The sequence below is a fragment of the Pseudalkalibacillus salsuginis genome, from assembly GCF_021646685.1.
Taxonomy (GTDB): domain Bacteria; phylum Bacillota; class Bacilli; order Bacillales; family Fictibacillaceae; genus Pseudalkalibacillus; species Pseudalkalibacillus salsuginis.
Genome location: NZ_JAKJHW010000002.1, coordinates 651,224 through 675,539, shown reverse-complemented (window position 1 = coordinate 675,539; position 24,316 = coordinate 651,224). Strand labels below are relative to the sequence as shown.

The 24,316-nt window shown below is 36.7% G+C and carries 26 protein-coding genes; 17 read left to right on the top strand and 9 right to left on the bottom strand.

Going from position 1 to position 24,316, the window contains the following annotated elements; all coding sequences use genetic code 11:
* Nucleotides 1–24: 24 nt before the first annotated feature.
* Together L1611_RS08415 and L1611_RS08410 are read right to left on the bottom strand one after the other, a co-directional pair.
* On the bottom strand, nucleotides 25–1,305 hold the full coding sequence (locus L1611_RS08415; protein ID WP_236312628.1) for an ABC transporter substrate-binding protein: 1,281 nt from the start codon (nucleotides 1,303–1,305) through the stop codon (nucleotides 25–27).
* A 189-nt stretch (nucleotides 1,306–1,494) separates the two neighbouring features.
* Nucleotides 1,495–2,466 carry a LacI family DNA-binding transcriptional regulator gene (locus tag L1611_RS08410; RefSeq protein WP_236312627.1) on the bottom strand — a complete coding sequence of 324 codons (972 nt, stop codon included), beginning with the start codon at nucleotides 2,464–2,466 and terminating at the stop codon, nucleotides 1,495–1,497.
* A gap of 352 nt (nucleotides 2,467–2,818) precedes the next feature.
* Between L1611_RS08410 and L1611_RS08405 the strand changes: the two genes are divergently transcribed.
* On the top strand, nucleotides 2,819–3,361 hold the full coding sequence (locus L1611_RS08405; protein WP_236312626.1) for a GrpB family protein: 543 nt from the start codon (nucleotides 2,819–2,821) through the stop codon (nucleotides 3,359–3,361).
* An 88-nt stretch (nucleotides 3,362–3,449) separates the two neighbouring features.
* Nucleotides 3,450–4,388 carry a ketopantoate reductase family protein gene (locus L1611_RS08400; RefSeq protein ID WP_236312625.1) on the top strand — a complete coding sequence of 313 codons (939 nt, stop codon included), beginning with the start codon at nucleotides 3,450–3,452 and terminating at the stop codon, nucleotides 4,386–4,388.
* A 376-nt stretch (nucleotides 4,389–4,764) separates the two neighbouring features.
* Here L1611_RS08400 and L1611_RS08395 read toward each other — a convergent pair whose 3' ends face one another.
* Entirely contained in the window at nucleotides 4,765–4,920 is a 156-nt protein-coding gene (locus tag L1611_RS08395) for a hypothetical protein (protein ID WP_236312624.1), read from the bottom strand.
* 161 nt (nucleotides 4,921–5,081) lie between these two features.
* Between L1611_RS08395 and L1611_RS08390 the strand changes: the two genes are divergently transcribed.
* On the top strand, nucleotides 5,082–5,900 hold the full coding sequence (locus L1611_RS08390) for a sugar nucleotide-binding protein (RefSeq protein ID WP_236312623.1): 819 nt from the start codon (nucleotides 5,082–5,084) through the stop codon (nucleotides 5,898–5,900).
* 132 nt (nucleotides 5,901–6,032) lie between these two features.
* Here the strand turns inward: L1611_RS08390 and L1611_RS08385 are convergent, their stop codons facing one another.
* A complete protein-coding gene (locus L1611_RS08385; protein ID WP_236312622.1) occupies nucleotides 6,033–6,662 on the bottom strand; it encodes a homoserine/threonine efflux transporter in 630 nt (209 codons plus the stop codon).
* A gap of 279 nt (nucleotides 6,663–6,941) precedes the next feature.
* Between L1611_RS08385 and L1611_RS08380 the strand changes: the two genes are divergently transcribed.
* Nucleotides 6,942–7,769: a TrmB family transcriptional regulator gene (locus L1611_RS08380; RefSeq protein WP_236312621.1), complete on the top strand. Its 828-nt coding sequence runs from the start codon at nucleotides 6,942–6,944 to the stop codon at nucleotides 7,767–7,769.
* A 90-nt stretch (nucleotides 7,770–7,859) separates the two neighbouring features.
* On the opposite strand, the gene L1611_RS08375 is transcribed toward L1611_RS08380, so the two are convergent.
* Nucleotides 7,860–8,429, bottom strand: coding sequence for a biotin transporter BioY (locus tag L1611_RS08375; RefSeq protein WP_236312620.1), 570 nt, complete (start codon nucleotides 8,427–8,429; stop codon nucleotides 7,860–7,862).
* Between the two features lie 752 nt (nucleotides 8,430–9,181).
* Here L1611_RS08375 and L1611_RS08370 point away from each other — a divergent pair.
* The 3 genes from L1611_RS08370 (at nucleotide 9,182) to L1611_RS08360 (ending at nucleotide 10,632) form a co-directional block, all read left to right on the top strand.
* Nucleotides 9,182–9,667 carry a hypothetical protein gene (locus tag L1611_RS08370; protein ID WP_236312619.1) on the top strand — a complete coding sequence of 162 codons (486 nt, stop codon included), beginning with the start codon at nucleotides 9,182–9,184 and terminating at the stop codon, nucleotides 9,665–9,667.
* 89 nt (nucleotides 9,668–9,756) lie between these two features.
* Complete coding sequence (locus L1611_RS08365) at nucleotides 9,757–10,296, top strand: hypothetical protein (protein WP_236312618.1); 540 nt, start codon at nucleotides 9,757–9,759, stop codon at nucleotides 10,294–10,296.
* Between the two features lie 159 nt (nucleotides 10,297–10,455).
* The gene (locus tag L1611_RS08360) at nucleotides 10,456–10,632 is read left to right on the top strand and encodes a hypothetical protein (RefSeq protein ID WP_236312617.1); all 177 of its coding nucleotides are present in this window, start codon (nucleotides 10,456–10,458) and stop codon (nucleotides 10,630–10,632) included.
* Between the two features lie 365 nt (nucleotides 10,633–10,997).
* Here L1611_RS08360 and L1611_RS08355 read toward each other — a convergent pair whose 3' ends face one another.
* The 4 genes from L1611_RS08355 to L1611_RS08340 form a co-directional block, all read right to left on the bottom strand.
* A complete protein-coding gene (locus L1611_RS08355; protein ID WP_236312616.1) occupies nucleotides 10,998–11,381 on the bottom strand; it encodes a VOC family protein in 384 nt (127 codons plus the stop codon).
* A 111-nt stretch (nucleotides 11,382–11,492) separates the two neighbouring features.
* Nucleotides 11,493–11,771 carry an ArsR/SmtB family transcription factor gene (locus tag L1611_RS08350; RefSeq protein WP_236312615.1) on the bottom strand — a complete coding sequence of 93 codons (279 nt, stop codon included), beginning with the start codon at nucleotides 11,769–11,771 and terminating at the stop codon, nucleotides 11,493–11,495.
* Nucleotides 11,772–12,550: 779 nt separating this feature from the next.
* On the bottom strand, nucleotides 12,551–12,976 hold the full coding sequence (locus tag L1611_RS08345) for a nuclear transport factor 2 family protein (RefSeq protein WP_236312614.1): 426 nt from the start codon (nucleotides 12,974–12,976) through the stop codon (nucleotides 12,551–12,553).
* Nucleotides 12,977–13,634: 658 nt separating this feature from the next.
* The gene (locus L1611_RS08340) at nucleotides 13,635–14,111 is read right to left on the bottom strand and encodes a DinB family protein (RefSeq protein ID WP_236312613.1); all 477 of its coding nucleotides are present in this window, start codon (nucleotides 14,109–14,111) and stop codon (nucleotides 13,635–13,637) included.
* Nucleotides 14,112–14,255: 144 nt separating this feature from the next.
* Between L1611_RS08340 and L1611_RS08335 the strand changes: the two genes are divergently transcribed.
* From L1611_RS08335 to nikC, 10 genes are all read left to right on the top strand, one after another.
* Nucleotides 14,256–15,158, top strand: coding sequence for a LysR family transcriptional regulator (locus tag L1611_RS08335; protein WP_236312612.1), 903 nt, complete (start codon nucleotides 14,256–14,258; stop codon nucleotides 15,156–15,158).
* A 640-nt stretch (nucleotides 15,159–15,798) separates the two neighbouring features.
* Nucleotides 15,799–16,848 (top strand): Delta(5) desaturase DesA, encoded by a 1,050-nt coding sequence (desA, locus tag L1611_RS08330; RefSeq protein WP_236312611.1) that lies wholly within the window; start codon nucleotides 15,799–15,801, stop codon nucleotides 16,846–16,848.
* A 163-nt stretch (nucleotides 16,849–17,011) separates the two neighbouring features.
* Nucleotides 17,012–18,148: a sensor histidine kinase gene (locus tag L1611_RS08325; protein WP_236312610.1), complete on the top strand. Its 1,137-nt coding sequence runs from the start codon at nucleotides 17,012–17,014 to the stop codon at nucleotides 18,146–18,148.
* Entirely contained in the window at nucleotides 18,145–18,750 is a 606-nt protein-coding gene (locus L1611_RS08320) for a response regulator (RefSeq protein ID WP_236312609.1), read from the top strand. The genes L1611_RS08325 and L1611_RS08320 overlap by 4 nt, the downstream gene beginning before the upstream one ends.
* A 285-nt stretch (nucleotides 18,751–19,035) precedes the next feature.
* Complete coding sequence (locus L1611_RS08315) at nucleotides 19,036–19,461, top strand: SMI1/KNR4 family protein (protein WP_236312608.1); 426 nt, start codon at nucleotides 19,036–19,038, stop codon at nucleotides 19,459–19,461.
* Between the two features lie 30 nt (nucleotides 19,462–19,491).
* The gene (locus tag L1611_RS08310; protein WP_236312607.1) at nucleotides 19,492–19,710 is read left to right on the top strand and encodes an Imm26 family immunity protein; all 219 of its coding nucleotides are present in this window, start codon (nucleotides 19,492–19,494) and stop codon (nucleotides 19,708–19,710) included.
* 384 nt (nucleotides 19,711–20,094) lie between these two features.
* Nucleotides 20,095–20,649 (top strand): GNAT family N-acetyltransferase, encoded by a 555-nt coding sequence (locus tag L1611_RS08305; protein WP_407681712.1) that lies wholly within the window; start codon nucleotides 20,095–20,097, stop codon nucleotides 20,647–20,649.
* Nucleotides 20,650–20,898: 249 nt separating this feature from the next.
* Nucleotides 20,899–22,524 (top strand): nickel ABC transporter substrate-binding protein, encoded by a 1,626-nt coding sequence (gene nikA / locus L1611_RS08300; RefSeq protein ID WP_236312605.1) that lies wholly within the window; start codon nucleotides 20,899–20,901, stop codon nucleotides 22,522–22,524.
* 17 nt (nucleotides 22,525–22,541) lie between these two features.
* Nucleotides 22,542–23,483, top strand: coding sequence for a nickel ABC transporter permease subunit NikB (gene nikB / locus L1611_RS08295; protein ID WP_236312604.1), 942 nt, complete (start codon nucleotides 22,542–22,544; stop codon nucleotides 23,481–23,483).
* On the top strand, nucleotides 23,480–24,313 hold the full coding sequence (gene nikC / locus L1611_RS08290) for a nickel ABC transporter permease subunit NikC (RefSeq protein ID WP_236312603.1): 834 nt from the start codon (nucleotides 23,480–23,482) through the stop codon (nucleotides 24,311–24,313). The genes nikB and nikC overlap by 4 nt, the downstream gene beginning before the upstream one ends.
* Nucleotides 24,314–24,316: the final 3 nt, after the last annotated feature.

The following is a 24,316-nucleotide window of genomic DNA, read 5'->3' as shown; positions in this document are numbered from 1 at the left end:
GCTCCAAGCCGGATTGCCCATCTTTTATTTTAAAGCTTTATCAATTTGTGCAGCTTTTTGATCCAGTAATTTTTGTATATTATTATTCTTATCGTAAGTTAAATCGCTAATGGTTTGTTGAAATACCCTGCTAACTTGCGGGTATTTAGGTAATGCTGGTCTGGCATGTGCTGTTTTAGAGTTTTGCTCGATTAGAACATTCATTTGAGGAGAAACCTTATCTTTCACTTCTTCTACTACTGAATGAGCTGCTGGAAGTACAGAGTTTGCTAAACTGATTTCTGTAAGCGATTCTGTGGATGTCATAAAATCGATTAATGCACCGGCTGCTTCTTTCTTTTCCGTTGTAGCTGACATCGCATATTGCCATGATCCGGACGGTGAAACTAACTTATTGGTATCAGGGGAGGTAGGGTACGGCATAATTCCATATTCTACATCTGGGTAGCTACTATCCATTTCCGCAATAGTCCAAGAACCAGTAAATTTCATTGGATATTTCCCAGTTTGAAAGGCCTTTTCAACGGGCGTCTTCGTGGTGTACCCATTTTCGACCATATCTTGAATGAAACTCATTGTTTTTACGCTGTCTTCATCATTGAAAATGCCCGCTGCTTTTGTTCCGTCTTCATTGACTATGTTTCCTCCCTGTGACCATAAAAATGGTGAGAAGGCATACATTAACCATTCGCTTTTATCATTCAAGCCCATGTCTATAGCAGGAGCATCATAAGTATTAACTAAAGTTTCACATAACTCCATGAATTGGTTCCAATCCCATGGATCATCAACTGTTGGTAAAGTAGATAAGTCAATACCTGCATCTTTCAACATTTGTTTGTTATAAAAGATACCGACACCAGACTCTGAATATCCAACCGCATACAAATTCCCATCATATGTTCCTTGTTGGATTATACTTGGCAATAAATCATCTTTATTGCTTATATAATCATCAATTGGTGCTATCATTCCTGATTCTGCGTACGCCGCAGTATTAGGCCCATCCAAAGTAAATACATCTGGTAACGTATCAGTTGTCAATGCCGCATTAATCTTATCCTCATATCCACCGCCACTACCACTTCTTGGGATAAACTCGATGGTTGCTGAGTACTTTCCTTGATATTCTTGATTAAATCGATCAATAATTTTTTGCATAGCTTTACCTTCTGCAGTTTCTTTAGAAGTATGAACCCATATTGACACTTCATTTTTGTTATCACTGGATGCTTTGTCCCCGCTACAGGCTGCAATTATCATGACTAAGAATGAACAAACAATTAAAATCATAAACTTTTTCATTTTACCATTCTCCTCCCTTTATAAAAAGATACCAATACCAACCAGCAATGCATATTACTTCTCAATGCAGGATACTTCTTATTGGTTATGTAACCGCCTACAAAAATAGTATATCAACCGGTTTCATATGTCAACCGGTTGACATATTGTTTCAAAAAATTTTGATTTTTTTTGGTGAAGAAATTAAAACTACCCTCCTGTAGTTTCACCTTCAATTAATTTACCAGGTATAATGGTTTCTAGTTGAATGGCATCATCTTTATCATCCATTTGTTTCACTAAGAGTTCAATCGCTTTTTCTGCAATTTCTTTTATGGGTTGTTGTACTGTACTTAACTCAGGTAGTAATAACCTAGTGGTCTCTGTACCATCATATCCTATTACTTTTAGATCTGTCGGAATGTCGATGTTCCTTTCTTTAGCTTGTCTTATTACCTGTGAAGCAATTAAATCATCACTGGCAAAAATACCGTCGACTCGTGGGTTTTCTTCGAATAGTTGTTTTATTATTTTAAAATGATCATCTATTTCATAGGTAAGGGGAGTTAATTGATTTGCCCTCATAATATCCTCATAAGCTTTTCTTCTTAAATTTGCTGGAGTCTCTAAAGAGATGGGACCATTAATGTGAATGATATTTTTACAACCTTTATTAATTAGCAATTGTGTAGCTAGCTTTCCTCCATGGTAATTATCGCTGGAAACCACAGGAATTTTACTCGATAAATAACGATCAACCCCTACAACTGGTAAATTAGGGATCTCATATTCTTCAATCCCTTTATTATGGGCGCCCGCTATTATTCCATCTACTTGATTTCTTTGGAGCATATTCAAATAATTTTTCTCTTTATCCTCTCGCCCTTGACTATTACATAACAACACCTTGTATCCTAAAGTTGCAGCAATATTTTCTAAATGAAAAATTAGTTGTCCATAGAAAGGGTTGCTTGTTGTTGGAAAAATAAGACCAATTAAAAACGTCTTTTTTATGAACAGCGATCGGGCAACTTCATTGGGATAGTAATTTAATTGCTCCATAGCTTTATGCACTTTTATTCTTGTGTTTTCACCTATATAACCACGATTGTTTAGAACCCTCGAAACAGTTGTCGGTGAAACACCAGCAACTTTGGCAACGTCTTCAATTTTCGGTTTCATAATACATTTCCTCCCACAGTAACTATAATCATATATAAACCGATAATAATCTTACCATATTTGATAATTGATATGGGAAGCATTAGCATTCTTTAATTTTTACAGAGAAGTGAAGCTGTTGGCAAGGAACAAATATGTAGGCAATTGGACAGAATCAACCTTTATTGAAAAATGTATTTGAATTGTTGAAAGGTGTAGTAAATAAAAGTAATAAATTTTCACATCAACAAAGTTTTCTTTATGCAAAGACCCAGATGTTGATAAAAAAAGATTCAAACCTATATTAAATAAAGAAAATAATTTTCGGTTCAAAAATGAAAACCAATCCCAAAGAAAGTGGTGAGTAATTGAAATGAGCGATAGAATTAAGATTATGGAGTATGATCCGAACTGGATAAAAGCTTTTGAATTAGAAAAAAGCTGTATATCTTCTCTTCTTGGTGAAGAAGCGATAACAATCGAACATATAGGAAGTACATCGATTCCAAATCAGGATGCAAAGCCAATCGTAGATATTTTCATTGGTGTTTCACCATTTAAAGAATTAGCTTTTTACAAATCGGTTTTTGATTCAGTGAGCTATAATTATATTAAGACAGGTATGAGAGGGAGATATTTGTTTTCTAAATGTACCGATGGAACCTGGACTCATAATATACATGTCCTCCCATTTAATGATGAATTTTATACGAGAAAAGAATTTTTATTTAGAAATTATCTGAGAGAACATCCTGATTTAGTTCAAGAATATGGAGAAATCAAAAAGAAACTTGCAAAAAGTTACGGGAAAACGATGGAAGAATACACTCGTTCTAAAACTGATTTTATACAAAAAGTAGTCGATGCTGCAAGAACAGAAAAGGGATTACCTTTACAAAATGTTTGGGAAGATTAAACAATTCAGCATCGGCCTATCCATCGATGAACGAACATAAAATGAAAGGGATTTTAAAAAAAACTGTGAGATTTATAGGAGGGTACATATGCGATTTCTTATTGTAGGTGCTGGAGGGACTGGCGGTTACTTCGGTGTCCGGCTTGTCGAAAAAGAAGAAGATGTAACTTTTCTAGTTCGCCCGAAAAGACAGAAACGACTGAATAACACAGGACTTAAAATTAATAGTATACACGGAGACTTCCATGCACAGGTAGAGACAATAACGAGCGGTGATGCAGCCGATCCATTTGATGTCGTTCTTCTTTCGGTGAAAGCCTACCAATTACAGAAAGCGATTAAAGACATTGCTCCTTATATTGGAGAACGAACCGTCATTCTCCCATTATTAAATGGATACAATCATTTTTCGGAGCTGAGAAAAGCGTTTGGTGATGAAAAAGTACTTGGTGGCTTCTGCTTTATTGAAACGACGCTTGACAAGGAAGGAACCATTATTCAGTCGAGTGCTCGACATGATCTTATTTTCGGTGAATGGAATGGAACAAGATCAGAACGGGTAGAAAAGATTCTTCATCACTTAGATCATGCTGGATTTACAGTTGTTCTTAGTGACAACATTCAGAAGGGCATCTGGCATAAGTACATTTATATTGCAAGCATGAGCGGAATCACAACGCTGATGGAGGCACCAATAGGTCCGATCTTCTCAGAACCAAGAGGAAAGGATGTGTATCGTAAACTGTTATCCGAGATCGTTGACATTGTAAAAAAGTCAGGGGCACCAATATCTGAAAACATTGCTGAAAGTACAATGGAGGTAATGGAATCACTCCATCTATCAATGAAGTCTTCAATGCAACGTGACATGGAGAAACAACTTCCGGTTGAAACCGATCATATTCACGGCGCTTTATTGGCACTTGCTTCACCTAATGATGCCGATTATCCGATCTTGCAAACTGTTTATGGGAGGCTAAAAGTGTATGAACACGCATTAAAAGATAGTACGAATGAGTCAAAATAGCCTTGTCGGAACCTGTGATATCGATTCGTAGGCTTAATTTTTTTACCTATTATTGATTCACTATAGAGAACCTTTAATTCTGTTCCTTCTATAATCAATACTGTATTCATTTCGAATTGACATAATGCTTCCAACGTGTTTTCGAAAATCCAGTTATACCAAGGTTTTTTTGGATACCCCACTTTTTCTTTTTTCACAATCGGGACAGGATCTGTGATTGTGTTAGTTATATATGAAAAACACTCGATAAAAACGAGTGTTTTTCAATAGTTATTTAAAGTTTATAGCTTTTCTAGGCACCACTGGAATTAATGTACCAATTAAAGCAATTCCTGCACATACAACAAACATCATGGGAAAACCAGTAAGTGCCAAACTACTCACAGTTAGAAAAATACTTTGCGGAACCGATTTGCCCCATTGCCTTATCCATCTTATTTTCTTCGTTAGATAAGATTAATGACTCATAAATTAATGCTTCATCTGCACCACTAAAAAATGTGGCAGCGATTCCTGTTAATAAGCTGCTCAAAAAGAAGACCCAAGAATCATAAGCCCAAAGTAATATTCAATTGACGGGGTCAGTTTAGCTGAAAATCAATTTTTTTGATAAGTTTCGAAATTACTCCGTATCTTTTCTAAGTTATTGTTCGTTTTATAATATAAATGAGTTTGTAGGAAGGGGAAATTGTGATGCAAAAGATGCTCATTCTGGGTGCAAGTGGTCTTGTAGGAAGAGCCTTAATACATGAGTTTAGTGATGATTTCGACCAATATGGAACGTATTTTTCTTCGTTAACTAGTCTCCCTAAAGATAAGCAGTTCCAATTAGAAGTTCAGCAACTCGAAAAGCTGAAGGAAATTATAAGTACAATTAAACCTGACATAGTGATTTCTTGCCTCAGAGGAGAGTTTGATCAACAGTTCAAGTTTCATAAAGAATTGGCTATAGAATTACAAAATAAAAGTAGCCGTGTTTATTACTTTTCTACCACAAATGTATTTGATGGGGACTCTTCTAGGTCCCACACAGAAACAGATATACCTATTGCTGAATCAGATTATGGGAAATTCAAAATTGGGTGTGAAAATATGCTGAAAGAAATTTTGGATGAACGAGTAATGATCATCCGAATCCCAGCAATATGGGGTAAGGATTCACCAAGATGGAAATTAATCAAAGAAAGCATAAAAAATAATAAAGTGATAGATGTGTACAGCAATCTCGTATGTAACAATCTTTTGGATGTTCTGTTAGCAAAACAATTACGATTTATTATTGAAAATCATTTAAAAGGTATATTTCACTTAGGTTCAGTGGATATGATGACTCACGGACAATTTTATGAACAGATTATAAGTAAACTCGCAAGTGAAAAGAACATATTACGATATCGTTTATATCAGGATAAAGTCGACACTTATTATTTTAGATTAACTTCAAATCGTGATGATATTCCAAGTTCACTACAAAGTACGAATCAAGGTATCATGTCTTACTTGTTGGATTAAATGGCAAGGAATTAAGCTCTAACGGGGGTGTTAGTAAATTCTTAGAAGGCATTTACTTGAAGAAAGAAATGACGAAAAAAAGGAAAAAACCGTTCAATTTCTGAACGGAATTAGGTGTGTTAGAAATTTTATTTAAATTCCTGTTTTGATACCAAAACCAACTAAAATTAAGCCAGTTGATTTTTGGAAAGCCTTCTGAAATTTGGAGTTTTTCAACCATTTTTTTGCGTAATCAATTAGATAAACAAGAATTAGAAACCAAAATCCAGCGAGTAAGGTAAGGATTAATGCTAACACAATCAATTGCTGATTTACATTTCCGTTCAAATTGATAAATTGAGGCATTATCGTTATATATACCAAAACAGTCTTTGGATTAAGAATGTTACTAAGTAACGCTTGCATAAAGGAATCTTTATAATGCCGATTTGAAGACTTTGTAGGTGTATTTGCTTGTTCTTGAATTTCTTCTATAGAAAAAATGCTTTTAGTAAAAATACTTTTTATCCCTAAATAAACTAAGTATGCGGCTCCCAAATATTTAATTGTACTGAAAAGAATCACAGACTTTGCAATGATGACGGATAATCCAAGAATAGCAATAAGTGTCCAAAAAGAAAGTCCCGTTACCGTTCCGAGAACTGTAAAACGCCCAGCTTTTGGACCATAGCTAAGTGTGTTTTTCACCAGAAGCATAGTATCTGCTCCTGGTATTATAACCATCATTGCAGCTATTGAGATGTATGTTAGTAGGCTATCCATACTATTTCACTCTCCAAACACGATTTTTATTTTTCAGTATTAGATTAATAGGTATTTATCTAAGAACCGTCAAATATGTTATCCTTTTTCACCTCTCCCCATTATTTGATTTGCCATCACTTTTTCAGTTCTCATCATTTTATTTTAATTCATCTTTTAAATAGTGACTACTTAAGTAACTACTTATGTAAGTGTATCAGATTCATTTGGAAAAAATCAACGGATTTTGCTAAAATATTAGTTACAAAGGTAGCGACTAACGTTGTGTTGGGAGGATTTATGAAAGAAAACATTTTAGAAACATTAAAAAATCTGAACTTTACCGAATATGAAGCGAAAGCATATCTTACCTTATTGGAAGAATCGCCTTTAACAGGCTATGCAGTTGCAAAAAATTCCGGTGTACCACGTTCAAAAATATATGAAGTTCTGGACAATCTCGCCATGCGCGGAGATATTTTGGTTAGTCCTGGAAACACACCACAATATACCCCTGTTCCTGCAAAGGAGCTAATTAAAAATCGTCGAAAAAAAGTAGAAGAAAATTTTGAACTGGCAGAAAAATCATTAGCGCAGTTTGAACAATCTGCAAGTGACCGTGTAAATATCTGGAATATTACGGGGCGCAGTGAAATCCTAGATAAAGTAAAAGCTTGCATCCATTCTGCTAAAAAAAGAATACTCTTAGAAATTTGGAAAGAGGATTTCATAGAATTGGAATCTGAATTAAGGGAGGCGTTTAATAGAGGGGTCATTATAACCATTATTGCTTATGGAGAAATCATATTAGATTTCGCAAATGTTTACCTCCATGATTATAGTAGTGAAATTACAGAAGAGTATGGTGGACGATGGCTTGTATTTAGTGGAGATGATTCAGAGGTAGTTGCAGGTATTGTCTCGCTGGGGAAAGATAGTCGCGCAGCATGGACAAAGCATGTAGGATTAGTCATGCCTATTACAGAGGTTATAATTCATGACCTATATCTCATGGAAATTATGGAGAAACATAGAGAACTCTTAGAGGAAAGTTTTGGGGAAAATCTCATCCATTTACGTCGGAAATTTTCTATCTATCCTGATTTTAAAAAACATTACGTGAAATAGATTTGCACTATATTCTTGTCTCTGTTTTATACAACATAATAAGAAAATAGGAAGTGAGCATTACTTGAAAGCAAGTAATGCTCATATTGTTTATGCCGCAATATCCTGTTTCAGTTGAAGCATATTCGCTTGTACTAAACGCCTTCTCACGGTAATTCCAATCCAACTTGCTAAAAAGGCCTTTATAAGTCCCACCACAATGAAAGGGTAGGCTCCAACAGCTAATGCTTCAGACCATGAAAAATCCAGTACGAGTTTTAATTGAATGGTTCCCATCAATAACGTGACGATCATTCCAACTGTATTAGCAATCATACCCATCTTAAGCGTAAATGAAGTTTTCTCCAGTATGAACCCAGTTATAAGTGCAGTTAAAATAAATCCAAATATGTATCCACCTGTAGGGCCAAAAAGTACGGAAAACCCAGCCTTCATTTCGGCAAAAACAGGTAACCCAACTGCTCCAAGGGCTACATAGCAGACCATGGATATAGCTCCGTATCTACTGCCCAGAATCGTTGCCGCAAGCCCTACCGCAAGTGTTTGTCCACTGATTGGTACAATAGGTAATGGAACCTCGACTTGAGCGAATATAGCGGTAATGGCAGCGAACATAGAACATAAAATTAACATTCTTAATCTTTCATTTCTTACGACCATTTTCGTGTCTCCTCCTAATACGTTAACTAAAAACATACTTAGGTTAACATACTTATGTGACTTTGATAAATAGTATGATTCATGGAAGGAAAATTGTCCTAAATCTTGAAATAGTCTACTGACCGTACTTATAGTGAAGATGGATCATTACTGGGCAGCTAAAAACAGAATAGAAGCGAAAAAGGAAGCGTGAAAGCGATGCAAGAAAGTGCCATTATTGATCTATATGACATTTACAGGGAACAGACGCTAGACCTACTTCGTTTTATTATGGAAGAACAAGCAGATGTCAGGGGTCATTGATAATATTAAAAGATCTTTGAGATAAAGAAAGGTACAGTTCATCAGAAGCTATTGTTGAATACAACAGAAAGAAAATGGAGTGCCCCTGTCAAGTAGACAGTAATAAAAAGGATTTTTAAGCAGCCTGATCTCTGAATAGGAGCTCAGGTTGTATAATTTCTTTTGAAACGTCTGGTGATTATAAAAACGTATGTACAGGTGAAGGGTTCTTTAACAATATTTGATTGTACCACTTTTCCTTATAATTGGGTTGGCTTTAGTAATAAATGGATTTAAAAAGGAATAGTTTATTCAATTATAGAGTGCGAGAGCTGAGGATCGATTTGAAAATCTTCAGCTTTTTACTTTTTCAAGAACTGGGCAGTTAAGTTGAAAAAGCCTTTAATCTGAAACCTATTACCTTATTCAATCGTAAAATTTAGTAAAGCAATAAACTGAAAGGAGATTGTATGAGGAAAACAAATCTTATACTGGTAACAACAATATTGATCTTAGTGGGGTGCCAAGGTAATAACCAGGGAAAGGAACAGGAAAGTAGTACGGAAAACAGTAATTCAATTGTCTTTTCTGTTAAACAGCCTGGATTAAAAAGTTATATAAAAGAAGCTTATGGTTCGTTTCCTGACATTCAATGGAACAATAGTCCCGCGAAAAGACAATGGACAGAAAAGGAAAAATCAGAAGTCATCCAACATTCTAACGAGGTACTTTCAAGTATAGATGTCGTGAAAGAAATAGATGATTACGAAATTCATTTGAACGGTAAATTTATCGCTGCCAAATACCGTGCAGGTTTTAATTATTTTATATTACCTGATATAGAAGAACCGTATAACAACATTTATATGGGAACAGAGGATAAAGCATATAAATTAAAAGCTGATAAAGAGGCGGTTCAAAAGATTATTCAATGGATGAAGGATAACAAGGAATAACAAATATTGGATGTTTTTTAGCTGACGGGGCGTTATTTTAAAAAATGATCGCCTCTTTTTATTGAAGAAGGATATAGGAGGGCAAATTATTGAAAAGAAAATTTATTGCTATTGGTCTTTTGTTTTTATTGATATTGTTTGGTTGTAATAAAGAGAAGGAGTATAAAGAGATATTAAATGATGAACGGATAGATACATTGATACATCAGGAAAAAGTGGGTGAAGGTGTTGTTCTATTCTACATACCTAACGTAACAAGTGATGGAGAATTAATTGAGGCCAGGTTTATTGAAAAAACATTATTTGGTTGGGAAGCTTCATCCTCAGATAGAGGTGGAGGAAGTTCATTGCAATCTATCCCAACTATCTTTCTTCCAAGAATGAGTGGTCAATCTTTACTATTTGGATTCAATCCAAACAAAAATATTAATAAAATTACTGTTGAATATAAATATGGGGAAGATGCAAAAGAAATTCAAGCTAAGACAATAGAAGATAATGAAATACATATTTGGTTTGCATTTGTAGAAATGCCAAAAGTAAAAACACTATATACAATTAAAGGGTATTCAGATGGTAAATTGATTGAAACTACGAGAGAAGAATCGGTTGAACCCCATACTAAATAATAGAAGTTATTCCATACGAGGGGGTTTTTCTGCAATAAAGCATACAAACCACTCTAAAAACGATCTTTTACAAACGGAATAAGGAAGGTGTCTTTCTTTTTGAAAAGATTGTGATAAATCATATTTTTTGAAATAATTGGTATTAAACAAGTGGGCAGTATGAACAATGTCAAATTAGAAGGGATTGAGGTAATGCTTACGTTACAGCCAAAAGAAGAGGATGTATTACATAGAATAATGCGATTTTATATATATGAATTCAGTAAATACATTCCAGTCATAAGGTTGGAGCAGAATGGTGCTTCCAAGCCATTTAATTTAGAAAGATATTCGTAAGTGCACAAATGTATTATTCACTTTCTCGGCCGCGATATCGAGCACGAATTTGTGCCTATAAGCTTTTCGACAAGACGATGTGTGGGTTCATTCCTAGAATCGTTACGGTACCCAAACATAACCAAAGATTTTTTTTGTAATGGCCAGACAATCAGGGGTAGTACCAGCGAAGCTGTCACCACCCGCAATAAGGAAATGTCAAGATTACAATAAGTTGTTTAAGTTTAATACTTCCAACACGTATACCCCCGTCCTGTTTTGGATGGGGGTAAAATAAAGTTGTTGAATTGTTGATAACAATACACTTCACCGAACTTAAAACTTGCCAATAAAATCGTTTAGTATTGGGTTACTTCGTCATGAAATTACTTCTGCACTATCTGAATAAGGTTGCCACATGTATCGTCGAAGACAGCTATTGTGACTTCGCCCATTTCTGTCGGCTCCATAGTAAACTTCACGCCTTTTTCCATTAATCGTTTGTACTCTTTACGAATATCTGCAACACCAAACATTGTTGCTGGGATGCCATCGGCAAATATCTTCTTTTGATACTCTTTGGCGGCAGGATGGTCATTCGGTTCGAGTAAAAGCTCGGTACCATCATGATCATCGGGAGAAACAAGCGTTATCCACCTAAATTCTCCGGCGGGAACGTCCTCCTTTTTTACAAACCCCAGCTTTTCTGAATAAAACTCTAGTGCCTTGTCTTGATCTTGTACGAATATACTGGTAACAACGATTTTCATACTGTTGTTGCCTCCCTTGTTATTTGTGACGCATGGTGCTGTGCTAACAATCTGGTTGCACGCAAAACAACCCACACATTCGTCAGAAAGTCCTGTTCTGATATTATAAAATTACTCTATCCATCCTTTCAGTAAGTTTTTAAGTGGTTCGTTGTTAAACATAAGTACTCGATATTTTCCCTTTCGTTTTGATTTTACGAGCCCTGCATCTTCCAATGTAGTAAGATGTTTAGCGATCGCCTGTCGCGAAATGGTAAGGTCGTGCTTCATAATGAGACGTGCCGTAAGTTCATACAACGTCAGCTCGTTGCGTTCGGATAGTTCGTCTAATATAAGCCGCCGAGTCGAGTCACCAAGTGCTTTGAATATAGCGTCTTTGTCCCAATTCATATATCAAGTATAAGCAACTCTACGGTTGCAGTCAATAATAAGTAACTGTAGAGTTGCGTAATAAAGGAACCGTATCATGCAATCTTAACAAGTTAAAGTCACATAATTGTAATTTTTAACCTTATAGAAATAAAAGTAGAATTTTTTATGCAATCGTCATAGACAAAAACGATCGTTATTGAGACGTTTGTCTTGGAGAAATGTTTGGTGTAAAAGATGCAGCTAGGCCGCAAGGGAGGGGGGATATCACTTATATCGATCAAAAAGATCCCGGAGAGCCAGTTCTGAATGGGAAAATATCCAGCGTATTGTATTGTCACTCGCCCTGAAGTCCACCGATCTATACTTCGCGAAGAGTCAAAGAAATTAAAATAACGTGGAAATCATGTTCAACTGGTAACCAGCAGATGAAGTCAGAGTACGTATCCCAAGTGATCGGAAAGACATGCGGGCGGTGAGCAGCACTTATACAACATGACCGATTTTTTTTACAATACCTTCAAACGTTCCAAAATGACCGAGGTCTATTGAAACGATAGGAGTTACACTGTCACTTTGGCCTATAATTTGCGCTTAATTTAAGTGTTATTTTACACACCCAACTTTAATGTTGCTTTGAAATAAAGTTTGATTAAATTGAAACTAATAACCTTTATAAAAGAACAAAAAGAAAGAGCTTCGTTGCGAACGAAGCACTCTTCCACTTTGGTTAGTTTCACTGCCCCTAAATACGGCAGTCGAGTTTCTTATCTCTTTAAACAAGTATCTTAGTACTCATCCTAGCCCTCATAATTTTTCAATGGCATCCCTACATATTCGCGGAATGATCGAATCTTAGCTTCCTCGAACTCAAAGACAATGGCGAGTTCATTGTTGTAAGGATTATGGTTTAATATTCCTTCTGCCCGGAACACTACCATTCCATAATTCGTATCCTCAAGCTCTACTAAAGGAGTTAGACGGACTTGCAGAACTTCACGTTCAAAGCGAATCAGTTCCTCGAATCGCTGTTTACCGTACTGTACCAATTTCCAATCTTCGAGAGGAAGTGGAACGTAAAAATGGAAGTCATTCGTGACTAGTGCAAGAAAATCTGCCGTTTGGCCATCTTCAATAGCACGGCGAAAGGATTGAAACGCCTGATGGCTCCGATTCTGGGTGGATCCTTCCGATACCTTCGTTACATCGGCTTGCTGTTTTTTCATAAATTCATAACCTCCTTCAACTTTTTACACTCTACTGTATCATTTAAACTTAAAATCTTTTATTCAACCTTTATACTAGCAATGGGCATGCTAAAGACTCCGACTTGTTTAGTTCAGGTTCTCTTCGCTACTGGTTTAATGCTTACCTTGACTGACCTTAAGTAAGAACCACAGGTTACAAGGTGCATCCCTTCATGGATCAATCCAAAGTTGAGCAACTCGCCCGCCTGATTAATGGTGAGCGGTCCCAATTGCAGCGGTCATGTCCTGAACGTTTTAGCGAATCCTGTTGTTATAGGAACCAGGTGGAATGTCGAACAGTTCCTCAGGGATGGCCTGCACCTGCTGCAGCAACACTTGACGTACGGTTTTTGTCGTGTTGATAATCATTTCATTTCAGACATGTTGATGTCTCCTTTGCAATGAGAGACGCTTGATATGTTCCTAGTATAGGTCTTATGGAACTTTCCATCAATGAATGTCAGTAGATCCTTTTTGAGGAGGTCAGCATGGGTCATGTACAAACCATGCGGACCGTTTTCATTCACGATAAACTGATTATTCGGTACGAGCTGTGCTGAGTTTACCGTTGCCCCAATCTTTATAGAAGAGTCGTGTATCACCATGGGCTTCAAAGTATGGCATATTGTTTACCTCCCTACACTTTTTGATATTGCAGTACTTTTAAAAGACATGAAATGGTTGTGAAATGCATCGTTTCATGAACGGTCGCAAAGTTGAATACCTCTCCAAAGGTTTCGAATTTCAGTGGTCCCAATTCAATAGGCGGATCCATTTGTTGATCAAATGTGTTAGAAGGTATATCGGTAACATTAGAAAGCTGCCTTGATAGGTTTTGAATAAGTTCTTCTTTGGTCGGAGGTATGGGACTCCAATCAGACGGCTTCGTTCCTGTGTTAAATAATTGTGCGTAGTTATCTGGAAGACCGGAATTAATCGGTAAACCTAATGAAAGAAAGTACTCATGGGTGAAGGTAATATGTCCGACATTCCATCTAATTGTATTGTTGAATTGATTGGGTTGAACGTCAAACAGATCCTCAGGAATCGATTCAACTAGTTGAATAACCATTTGGCGAACAGATATAGCCGTACTTAACAACGCATTTGACATAATAAAAAACCTCCATTCATTTTTGAAAAATTCAAATAACTGGTTACAACGCAAGTATATCTAGCCTTCAAAAGGTTATCAATGCAGTGTTTCTTATTATTATGATAAGTTATACTTATGAAAACGTTTGGAAGGGGAGTTAACATGGAATTACGGCAGTTGGAATACTTCATGGTTATCTGCGAGGAACTTCATTTTTCAAGAGCAGCAGAAAAAATTATGGTTTCTCAACCTAATCTAAGCCAGCAAATCAAGTTACTAGAAAGTGAATTGGGTGTCCCTCTCTTTAATCGCATCGGCAAACGGATCACCATAACAGAAGCTGGTAATCTGCTATACGAACAAAGTAAGCATATTTTTTCACATTTGAAGCAAGCCCAGGAAAGCATTTCGGAACTGAAACAAATAAAAGGCGGTTCTCTCACCATTGGGGTCTTACCTGGAGATGCTGATCTTATGTTTAATTCACTGCTTCTAGATTTTCACGGTACCTATCCGAATGTTTCCTTATCATTAGTCGAAATCATTACAGTCGCCGAACAAGTCATTGAAGGAATTATTGATATTGGTGTGACCACATCCCCTAATCCAGATGAAAGAATTGTACAAATACCTCTTTTTCATGAAGAGTTCTCTTTAGCCGTTGCCAAAGAAACGCCACTTGCAAAGAAAAGGTCCATTCAACTTAAGAATCTTCAAGAGATGAAGACAGTGATGTTTCCCCCTGATCATCAGTGCCGCAAATTAATTGATCATCATTGTCAAGAATTGGGATTTCGAATTAAACCTACAATGGAAACAACGACCTTATCATCATTGATTACCATGGTTGAAAAGGGGATTGGAGTAACCGTTCTGCCTAGACTGCTACTTGAAAATCTCCATGATAAAAACATTCAAACGATCAAAATAACGAACCCCACACCTAGTCAGGATATTTGTCTTATATATCGGACTGATAAATACTTAGGATTTGCTGCACGGACGTTTATACAAGCAGTTAAGGATTACATTCAAACTGCACAAAAAAATGCACTGACTTATTAACTACCGTCTCTGTTATGTAGGACCTGCTGTTCATCTCATTTATTGACATATCAATCCATATGGTGGACTTAACTTGTAATACAAATTAAAAGGATCGGTTCCGTACGAAAAATGAATTGGTTATTTTCTTTTTTGGTGGTTCTTTTGAACGGTAAATTATAAGGTTGTCTAAGCTATAATAAAATGGCAATAGAATACGGCCCTTTCCTGAAGGGTGGTCGGCACACTCCCACGTCAGTTTCAAAAGGGGGTGATGCCTCCATGACGGTTTATCAAGGCGCTTTCAATTATACTCACATTGGGGCTTCCGATCGTTGCTATACTGTCTTACCATAAAAAATAGACCGCCCTTCAGCCTGAACAACTAGGGGCAGTCTGTCCTTGATATATAAGCCGATCACCTATTTGTGTAGTTTTTTATTATGATGGTTTGTCAATCTAACTCCGACACTTCTTCCCAAAATGCTTCGTATGAAGCCTTCTGATAGAACTTATCTACAAATTTTCCTGATTGTGACACTCCCCATATGACATTTGTCATACATCATGATGACGTTTATGACTACTCCAGTACGTAAGTTTTCTCTACAATAGGACTAGAAGGTTTATCCACAGAAGTGATTTGCCTTAAGGAGGAAACATGAGGAAAAAACTAGCAGAACTAAAAACAAAAGTAGCGCCTTATGAAAAATCTGATACCAAATCAAGCATTTATCAGCTCATCAATACCATTCCGCCATTCTTCTTGATTTGGTTCCTTGCATATCAAAGTTTGTCTGTTTCTATTTGGATATCGCTTACATTAGCAGTCGTGGCAGCATGTTTTGTCGTCAGAACGTTTATCATTTTTCATGACTGTACACACCAATCTTTTTTCAAAAACAAAAAAGCGAATCGAGTTCTCGGTACGATTACTGGAATAATTACCCATTTTCCGTTTGTAAAATGGAAACGTAGTCATACGATCCATCACGCTACAAGCGGCAATCTAGATAAACGTGGAACGGGAGACGTTTGGGTAATGACGGTTGATGAATATGTTGCTGCGACTGTTTGGGCCAGATTGTTGTACCGCTTATACCGGAATCCAATCGTTATGTTTGGGTTAGGGCCATTCTATCTTTACTTTATATCGAACCGTTTTAACCGAAAAGGGGCAGGACGAAAGGAAAGATTGAACACATATTTGATCAATTTTGCGATAGCTGCTATCTATGCGCTATTAGTATGGGCCATCGGCTGGAAGGCTTTGCTGATCATACAACTCCCTATCCTTTTCGTTTCAGGCTCGCTCGGCATTTGGTTATTTTATGTCCAGCATCAATTTGAGGATTCCTACTTTGAAACGGAAGATGAGTGGGATTATGTAAAAGCGGCTGTAGATGGGAGTTCCTATTACAAGCTTCCGAAGGTGATGCAATGGTTAACAGGAAGTATTGGATTCCATCATGTACATCACTTAAGTCCACGAGTACCTAATTATAATTTGGAAAAAGCACATGAATCGACACCGCCGTTACAAAAAGTAACAACGATTACGTTTGCTTCAAGTTTGAAATCGATTCGTTTCCGTTTATATGATGAGAAAATCAAATCATTTGTTAGCTTTAAAGAGGTTAAAAAACTTCTAGATACTCCAAAATCCAGAGTACACCTGAAGAATATAAGGCTAAGCCTGCAAGAAAAATAAATACGAATGCAAAAGCCCTCCTATTTTGACTGGAGGGTTTTGTTGATAAATTAAGAAAAGGTCGCCTTACTGTAAAGATGGTGTGTATGCTTTTTGTTATACTTAATCAAAGAGCTGGATGATAGACTGACGGAAATAAAATAATAAAACAAAGGAGGCCGCTATGCAGAATTGGTTTCACATCATTCCGAAAAATAAGGGGCTTAGCTCCTATATATGGATCATCTTTTGTATTTTGCCTTTCTATTTTATTTTTCGATCATCCTCAACATTGGAAATTATTTTTGGTATTTTGATGTTTTTGCTGTTTTTTGCATCGTACCGGCTATCCTTCCTTTCCAAAGGTTGGCCAGTCTATGTATGGGTAAGTATAGAAATGGCTATAAGCATCGTCATGACTTTGCTTTTTGGCTATGTTTATTTTGCACTTTTTTTGGCGTTTTTTATTGGGAACATTCAAAATAAAATTGGATTTATAACATTATATGTGGTTCATCTTGTTAGCACGATCGCAACGATCAGTATCGTCTTCTTTAAACAAAGTGAAATGATGCTATCCCAATTTCCCTTTATCATCATAAGTTTGATCGGTGTGATCCTGTTGCCGCTCACTATGTACAATCGAATCAAACATGAAAAATTAGAAGGACAATTAGAAGATGCAAATGAAAGGATTTCTCGGTTGATGATTATAGAAGAACGTCAGCGGATTGCGCGCGACTTACATGATACCTTGGGACAAAAGCTCTCACTCATCGGATTGAAAAGTGATTTGGCTGGAAAATTAATGTACATTAATCGTGATGCGGCGAAAATCGAAATCAATGATATCCACCAAACGGCCAGGACTGCACTAAAAGAAGTTCGTGAAATGGTTTCAGACATGAGGGGAGTAAAACTCAAAGATGAAATCGCCCATATCAAGCAAATGTTAGAAGCTGCCAATATAGAGTTCATTATGGAGGGAGACCCAGAAAGTATCATGACTCCTTTATTCGTCGAAAATGTGTTGAGTATGTGTTTTAAAGAATCTGTAACCAATGTTGTTAAGCATAGCCAGGCATCTTCCTGCAGCGTCGCAATTGAGCAATCACCGAATGAAGTAGTTATTAAGATTCACGATAATGGAATCGGTATCCCTGCTCAAGAAGATTCTTTCACAGGGCATGGCCTGCAGGGGATGAGAGAACGTCTAGAATTTGTGAATGGAAGCCTAGAGATTGAGTCATCAAACGGAACGGTACTTACTATTCGGGTTCCTAATGTTATTCAACAAACGAAACAGGAGGGGTTGGTGTGATTCGAATTGTCATTGCTGAAGATCAACGAATGTTGCTTGGAGCTCTTGGGTCTCTGCTTGATTTGGAAGAAGATATGGAAGTCGTCGGTAAAGCAAGGAACGGAGAGGAGGCATTGACTCTCGTTAAGGAACACCAGCCCGATATCTGTATCATGGACATTGAAATGCCGTTGAAAAGCGGACTTGATGCGGCGGAAGAATTGAAGGATGATCCTTGTAAAGTGATTATTTTAACAACCTTCGCCAGGGCGGGTTATTTCGAACGTGCACGGAGAGCCGAGGTAAAAGGCTATTTATTAAAAGACAGCCCGAGTGAGGAATTAGCGAACTCCATCCGTGTCATTATGGACGGTCGACATGTCTACGCTCCGGAATTAGTTGATATTGCGTATGGTGATGGTAATGAAAATCCACTGACTGAGCGTGAAAAACAGGTGATCAATCTGATTGCCGAGGGGAAAAATACCAAGGAAATTGCAAGCGAGCTCTATCTTACCAATGGGACTGTCCGTAATTATGTTTCCATCATCCTTGATAAACTCAATGTAAGTAACCGGATTGAAGCCATTTCCCGATTTAAGGAGAAGGGTTGGTTTAAATAAGCTCAAGGAGTTCCATTTTTGATTGTAGGTTGTTAAGAATGATACAACAATAAAAGAAGGGATGCTTTTATTTTAGTACACGAAAGGCTACCCAACTTTCCGAGCAAAAGACAATGGCGGTTCCTTAAGATCTTACGTAATCGTGCCATTTAATTGAAGAAGGGTTTGTACAAAATGATGATATTTGAAATAATTGGTACTAAGTTAAAGAGCGGTTTAGTCACATATAATTGTAAAATGCATTTAAGTAATTAGGATGTGAATTTAAATGAGTTTTCATTAATTTTGGAAGAGACTAAGGATAAGAATCCATTATGGTTTGGATTAGAAAACGAACCAATAGGTACTGATCGTGAAATAATTAAAATTGAAAGACTATTTTCAGTTACACTCCCTGAAGAATATAAATTATTTATCAAAAGGTATGGTGGGGGTTATTTTGCTTTTACCAATATCTTTTCAGTTAAAGATAGTGAATGGAACATAGTACAAATAAATAACGAGATCAAACTCATTAAATCCCATAATTTTATAGCTATTTCTGAAAATGAAGTTGGAGATTTTTACGGATTTAAAGTTAATAATGGTGTGTGCAATCCAAAGGTGAAATTCTATAATCACGAATTAGATCAAATAGAAGAAACAGAATATCAGAACTTATACGAATATTTGTTAAAAGTGGGGCTCAAGCAATTGGGTAGCATTAGTTGAAGAAGAGGTTAACTAAAAAGAGGGATATAGATGGTAAAAAGTCGAAGATTAAAAATCGGTGATGTTTACGCAATCCCCCTACCTAATGAAAAGTATGCCTTTGGAAAAGTATTCAAAGCTGGTTTTGGGATATATGAACATATAGGTGATAGTATCGAGGATTTACCTGAAAAAGAAGTATTTCAATTTAATGTAAGCGTATATAAGGATGTTTTGACCTCTGGGAAATGGGAAATTGTTGATAGTTGACCATTTTCAAATGAAAAAGATGCTTTTCCACCACCGAAATATATAAAAGATGCTATATCAGGTAAATACTCTATTTATTATATGGGTGAGATAAGGAAGTCTAACCATTCAGATTATGAAGGTTTGGAAGTTGCAGCTGTTTGGAATGAGAATCATATTATCGATAGAATTATTGGAAACGACAAATGGCATAAAGACCTCTAAAGTTATTTAACAATCGGGCGCTTTCCTGTAGTAATGATTGCGCTCTTTTTACTTTTAAGGGCTAGATTTTAGAATAAAGGGTTTGGGAGGATATGTGCAGAAATACTGAAGTCGAGTAATATGGTATCATTATTATTGAATCATAATTGATAAACAATAAATCATTGAAGAGGTATGTATTTGAATAAATTTGATTTCGTTTCAGAAACAGAAAGACTAATCATAAGGCCATTAAAAGAAGATGATTATAAAAATTGGCTAAATGAATTTAAAAACAGACATCCATCTCAGCACAAATACGATAAAGGAAAAATTGACATGAGTGAATGTACTGAAGAATGGTTTGCAGATTTGGTGAAAAAACATCAGGAGTTAGCATATAACGATACAGCTCACGTATTTGGAGTTTTTCGGAAAGATGATGGTACACACTTGGGAATGATAGACTTCTCTACATTAGCAAGACATGATTTTCAATGGGGTAGAATAGGCTACACTATTCATAATCAGTATTGGCGAAAAGGTTACGCCAAAGAGGCAGTAAGAGAGGCATTTAATATCGCCTTTAGAGATTTGAATTTCCATCGTATTGAAGCTCATATCAACATTGGTAATACGCCTTCTATTAATTTAGCAAAAAGCGTAGGAATGGAGTTTGAATGTACAAGGAAAGGATTTATATTTGAATTTGGTGAATGGACTGATCATCTGGTATATTACATAAATTCAAAATAAGAATTATTCAGCTAAAGGGCGCGATTGTGGAGTAAACGACTTTTATGTACAGTCGAAGTACCTTACATAAAAAATTAAACAACTATATTTTAACCCCGTCTTAAACTTAGGACGGGGTTATGGGTGTTGGGGTTTTCGGATAATATCGTATTTAGATTAGAAAGAAAGTTTTTGATATTGGCTTGACAAGATTATGTATCTTACTTAACATTGAAAATGATTCTCATTGTTAACTAGGAGGAAACCATTTTGCTTAATAGATTAAACAGTCGGAATACTTTCATAACAGCTATATATATTTTAATTTTATCAACGTTATTACTTGGTTGTACAAATTCTAGCAATGTTGATTCAGCGTCTAAGAACGATAATGACAACATGTTGACGATTGCTTGGCAGAGAGATGTAGGAGAAATGAATCCTCATGTTTATAATCCTTCACAATTATTTGCCCAGTCGATGGTTTATGAACCGTTAGTAAGCTACCAGGATGGAGGCGAGCTAAAACCGCATCTAGCTGAGTCATGGGATATTTCTGAAGACGGGAAAGTATATACGTTTCATCTGCGTCAAGATGTGAAATTTTCCGACGGAACAAAATTTAATGCAGATATTGTGAAAAAGAACTTTGATACTATTTTGAATAATGCTGGATTACATAGTTGGTTAGGTTTCATTAATAAAATAGATCGGACGGAAGTAATCGACGAAAATACTTTTAGACTGACATTAACCGAACCATATTATCCAACGATTCAGGAGTTAGCTGTTGTTCGACCAGTTCGTTTCTTAGGTGAGGCTGGATTCCCTGAAAATGGGGATACCTCAAAAGGTGTCGTTGAACCAGTCGGTACAGGTCCATGGATTTTAGAGAAACATAAAGCTGATGAATATGCAATTTTCAAACGCAATGAAAACTATTGGGGTAAGAAGCCAAAAGTAGAAAAAATAAAAGTGAAAATCATTCCTGATGTGGAAACGAGGGTTCTTGCTTTTGAAAAAGGTGAGCTAGACCTTCTTTATGGAGAAGGTGTCATCAGTTTAGATGATTTTAAACAATTGGAATCCACCGGTGATTATGAAACTAGCATTTCTGAACCAGTCGCAACGAGGCAACTAGTTTTAAATACAAGGAAAAAACAGCTTTCCGATGAACGCGTACGTCAAGCGCTACATTATAGTTTTAATAAAGAAGCAATGGTTGAGGGAATCACTAATGGGTACGAAGAGAAAGCAGATCATATTTTGCCGGAAAATTTCCCTTATACTAAAGACATTGATGTTAAGCCAATAGGATATGATGTAAAAAAAGCAAAATCGTTATTAGATGAAGCAGGATGGAGGCTTCATAAAGGGAAAAAGGTTCGTGAAAAAGATGGACAGCCTCTTGAAATCGAGTTGATGTATAATTCAGCAGAACCGATTCAAAAAGTAATGGCAGAAACACTTCAATCTGAGTGGGCAGCAATTGGTGTCAAATTAAACATTGTTGGAGTTGACCTAACAGATCAAATTCAAAGATTTAAAGAAAATAAATTTGATATTAATTTCTTTAGTAACTATGGTGCTCCTTATGATCCGCATACTTTTTTAAACATTATTGCATCAAAAGGATTTGGATTTAATGAGGCAATTTCAGCATATCCGAACAAAGATGAATTACTGAAACAGATTGCGGAGGTTCCACAAACAACAGATGAGAAAAAACGCCAACTGCTTTACTCGTCTATTTTAAAATCAGTACAAGACCAGGGAGCTATTGTTCCTGTTTCTCATATTAAGAAAACAGCGATTTATCAAAAAGATGTCACTAATTTCAATTTCCCTGCTAATCGTGACGAACATCCATTCACAGGAATTAGCATCGAGAAGTAAATGATCAGGAGGCTTTTATGGGCACCTATGTATTGAAACGAATTATGTCCATTATTCCGGTTTTTCTTTTGGCCACACTTCTTACGACTGGAATGATTCACCTTTCATCGGTGGATCCGGCCGAGGCTTATTTAACAGCCGCCCATATCCAACCGACTGATGAGATTTTGGCTCAGAAAAGGCATGAGTTTGGTTTAGATCAACCATTCCTCCTTCAATATGTAAACTCTATTATAAAGATATGCCAACTTGATTTTGGCATATCTTATGTTTCGAATAAGCCAGTTTGGGACGAGGTTACATACCGAATACCAGCAACTATCCAGCTAGCTTTAGGGAGCATAGTAATTGCAGTGCTCGTCAGTGTCCCCCTAGGCTTCCTTGCTGGAGTGAAGAAAAACAGCCTTATTGACCATTTTAGCCGTGCTCTCTCCTTTTTCGGGGCATCCATTCCCTCTTTTTGGCTAGGGTACATACTCATTTTTTTCTTTTCTGTTAAACTTGACCTTTTCCCAGTTGAGGGAATTGGGACATGGCAGCATCTTGTTCTGCCTTCCGTTACGCTGGCTCTCCCCTTAATTGCGATGTATACAAGGCTGTTGCGAGCTAGCGTTCTGGAAAATATGCGAGAACCCTATGTGCTATTTGCCCGGACAAGGGGTATTAAAGAAAAAACAATTATGGGAAAACATGTCTTGAGGATTGCCATATCCCCGATGATTACTGGACTTGGGATGAACCTTGGAAAACTACTGACTGGAACGATCATCGTTGAAGCGGTTTTTTCTTGGCCGGGGTTTGGTCGTTATTTTATTGAAGCTATTTTTAATCGTGATATACCTGTAATTCAATGCTATGTACTCATAGCAGCTAGCTTATTTATCGTCAGCAACTTAATTGTTGATCTTATTCAAATGTTTATTGACCCGCGCATTTCCAGGAAAGAAGGTCAGCAATGATGGCAAGGATACGGAAGATATTCAGAAGCCAAAAAGTGATTACAATATGTTCTATGGTACTAGGTATTCTTATTATCATCGCCATATTTGCTCCATGGATAGCACCAAATGATCCTATTGCTGTCAATTTAGTCTATAAACTGCAGCCTCCATCCTGGGAATTTCCATTAGGAACCGATCATTTGGGAAGATGTAATCTGTCACGCATATTATATGGGACACGCATTTCGTTAGGCTTTGCGATGCTTATTTTCATTTCATCATTATCGATTGGTTTAATCCTTGGAACCTTTTCGGGATATAGAGGCGGTTGGATTGATCATGCTTTGATGAGGTTTTGCGATGGTATTTTGGCCTTTCCAAACCTTATCCTTATTCTAGGGCTGGTTGGAATATTCGGACCTGGACTTAAGCAAGTCATCATAGCGATCATGCTTGTGCAATGGGTTTATTATGCGAGAATGTTCAGAGGAATGGTACTTAGTCTGAAAGAACATAACTTTATTGCTGCTGCGAAAATAAGCGGTTCTTCTCAATGGAAGATTATTAAAAATCATATTGTCCCAAATGTACTCCCTCCACTTGTCGTAATGGGTACATTAGAGATGGGCTGGGCTATCATGGATATTTCCGCCATGTCTTTTCTTGGATTAGGAGTACAAGCCCCTACACCTGAATGGGGAGCAATGATCCACGAAGGAAAATCGTATATTCGTACCAATCCAGAAATAATGCTTTATCCAGGTTTGGTCATTATGCTAGTTATTGTTACATTCAATTTATTAGGCGAAGCGTTATCAGATCGATACAGTATTAAACGTCGTTTTTAAAAA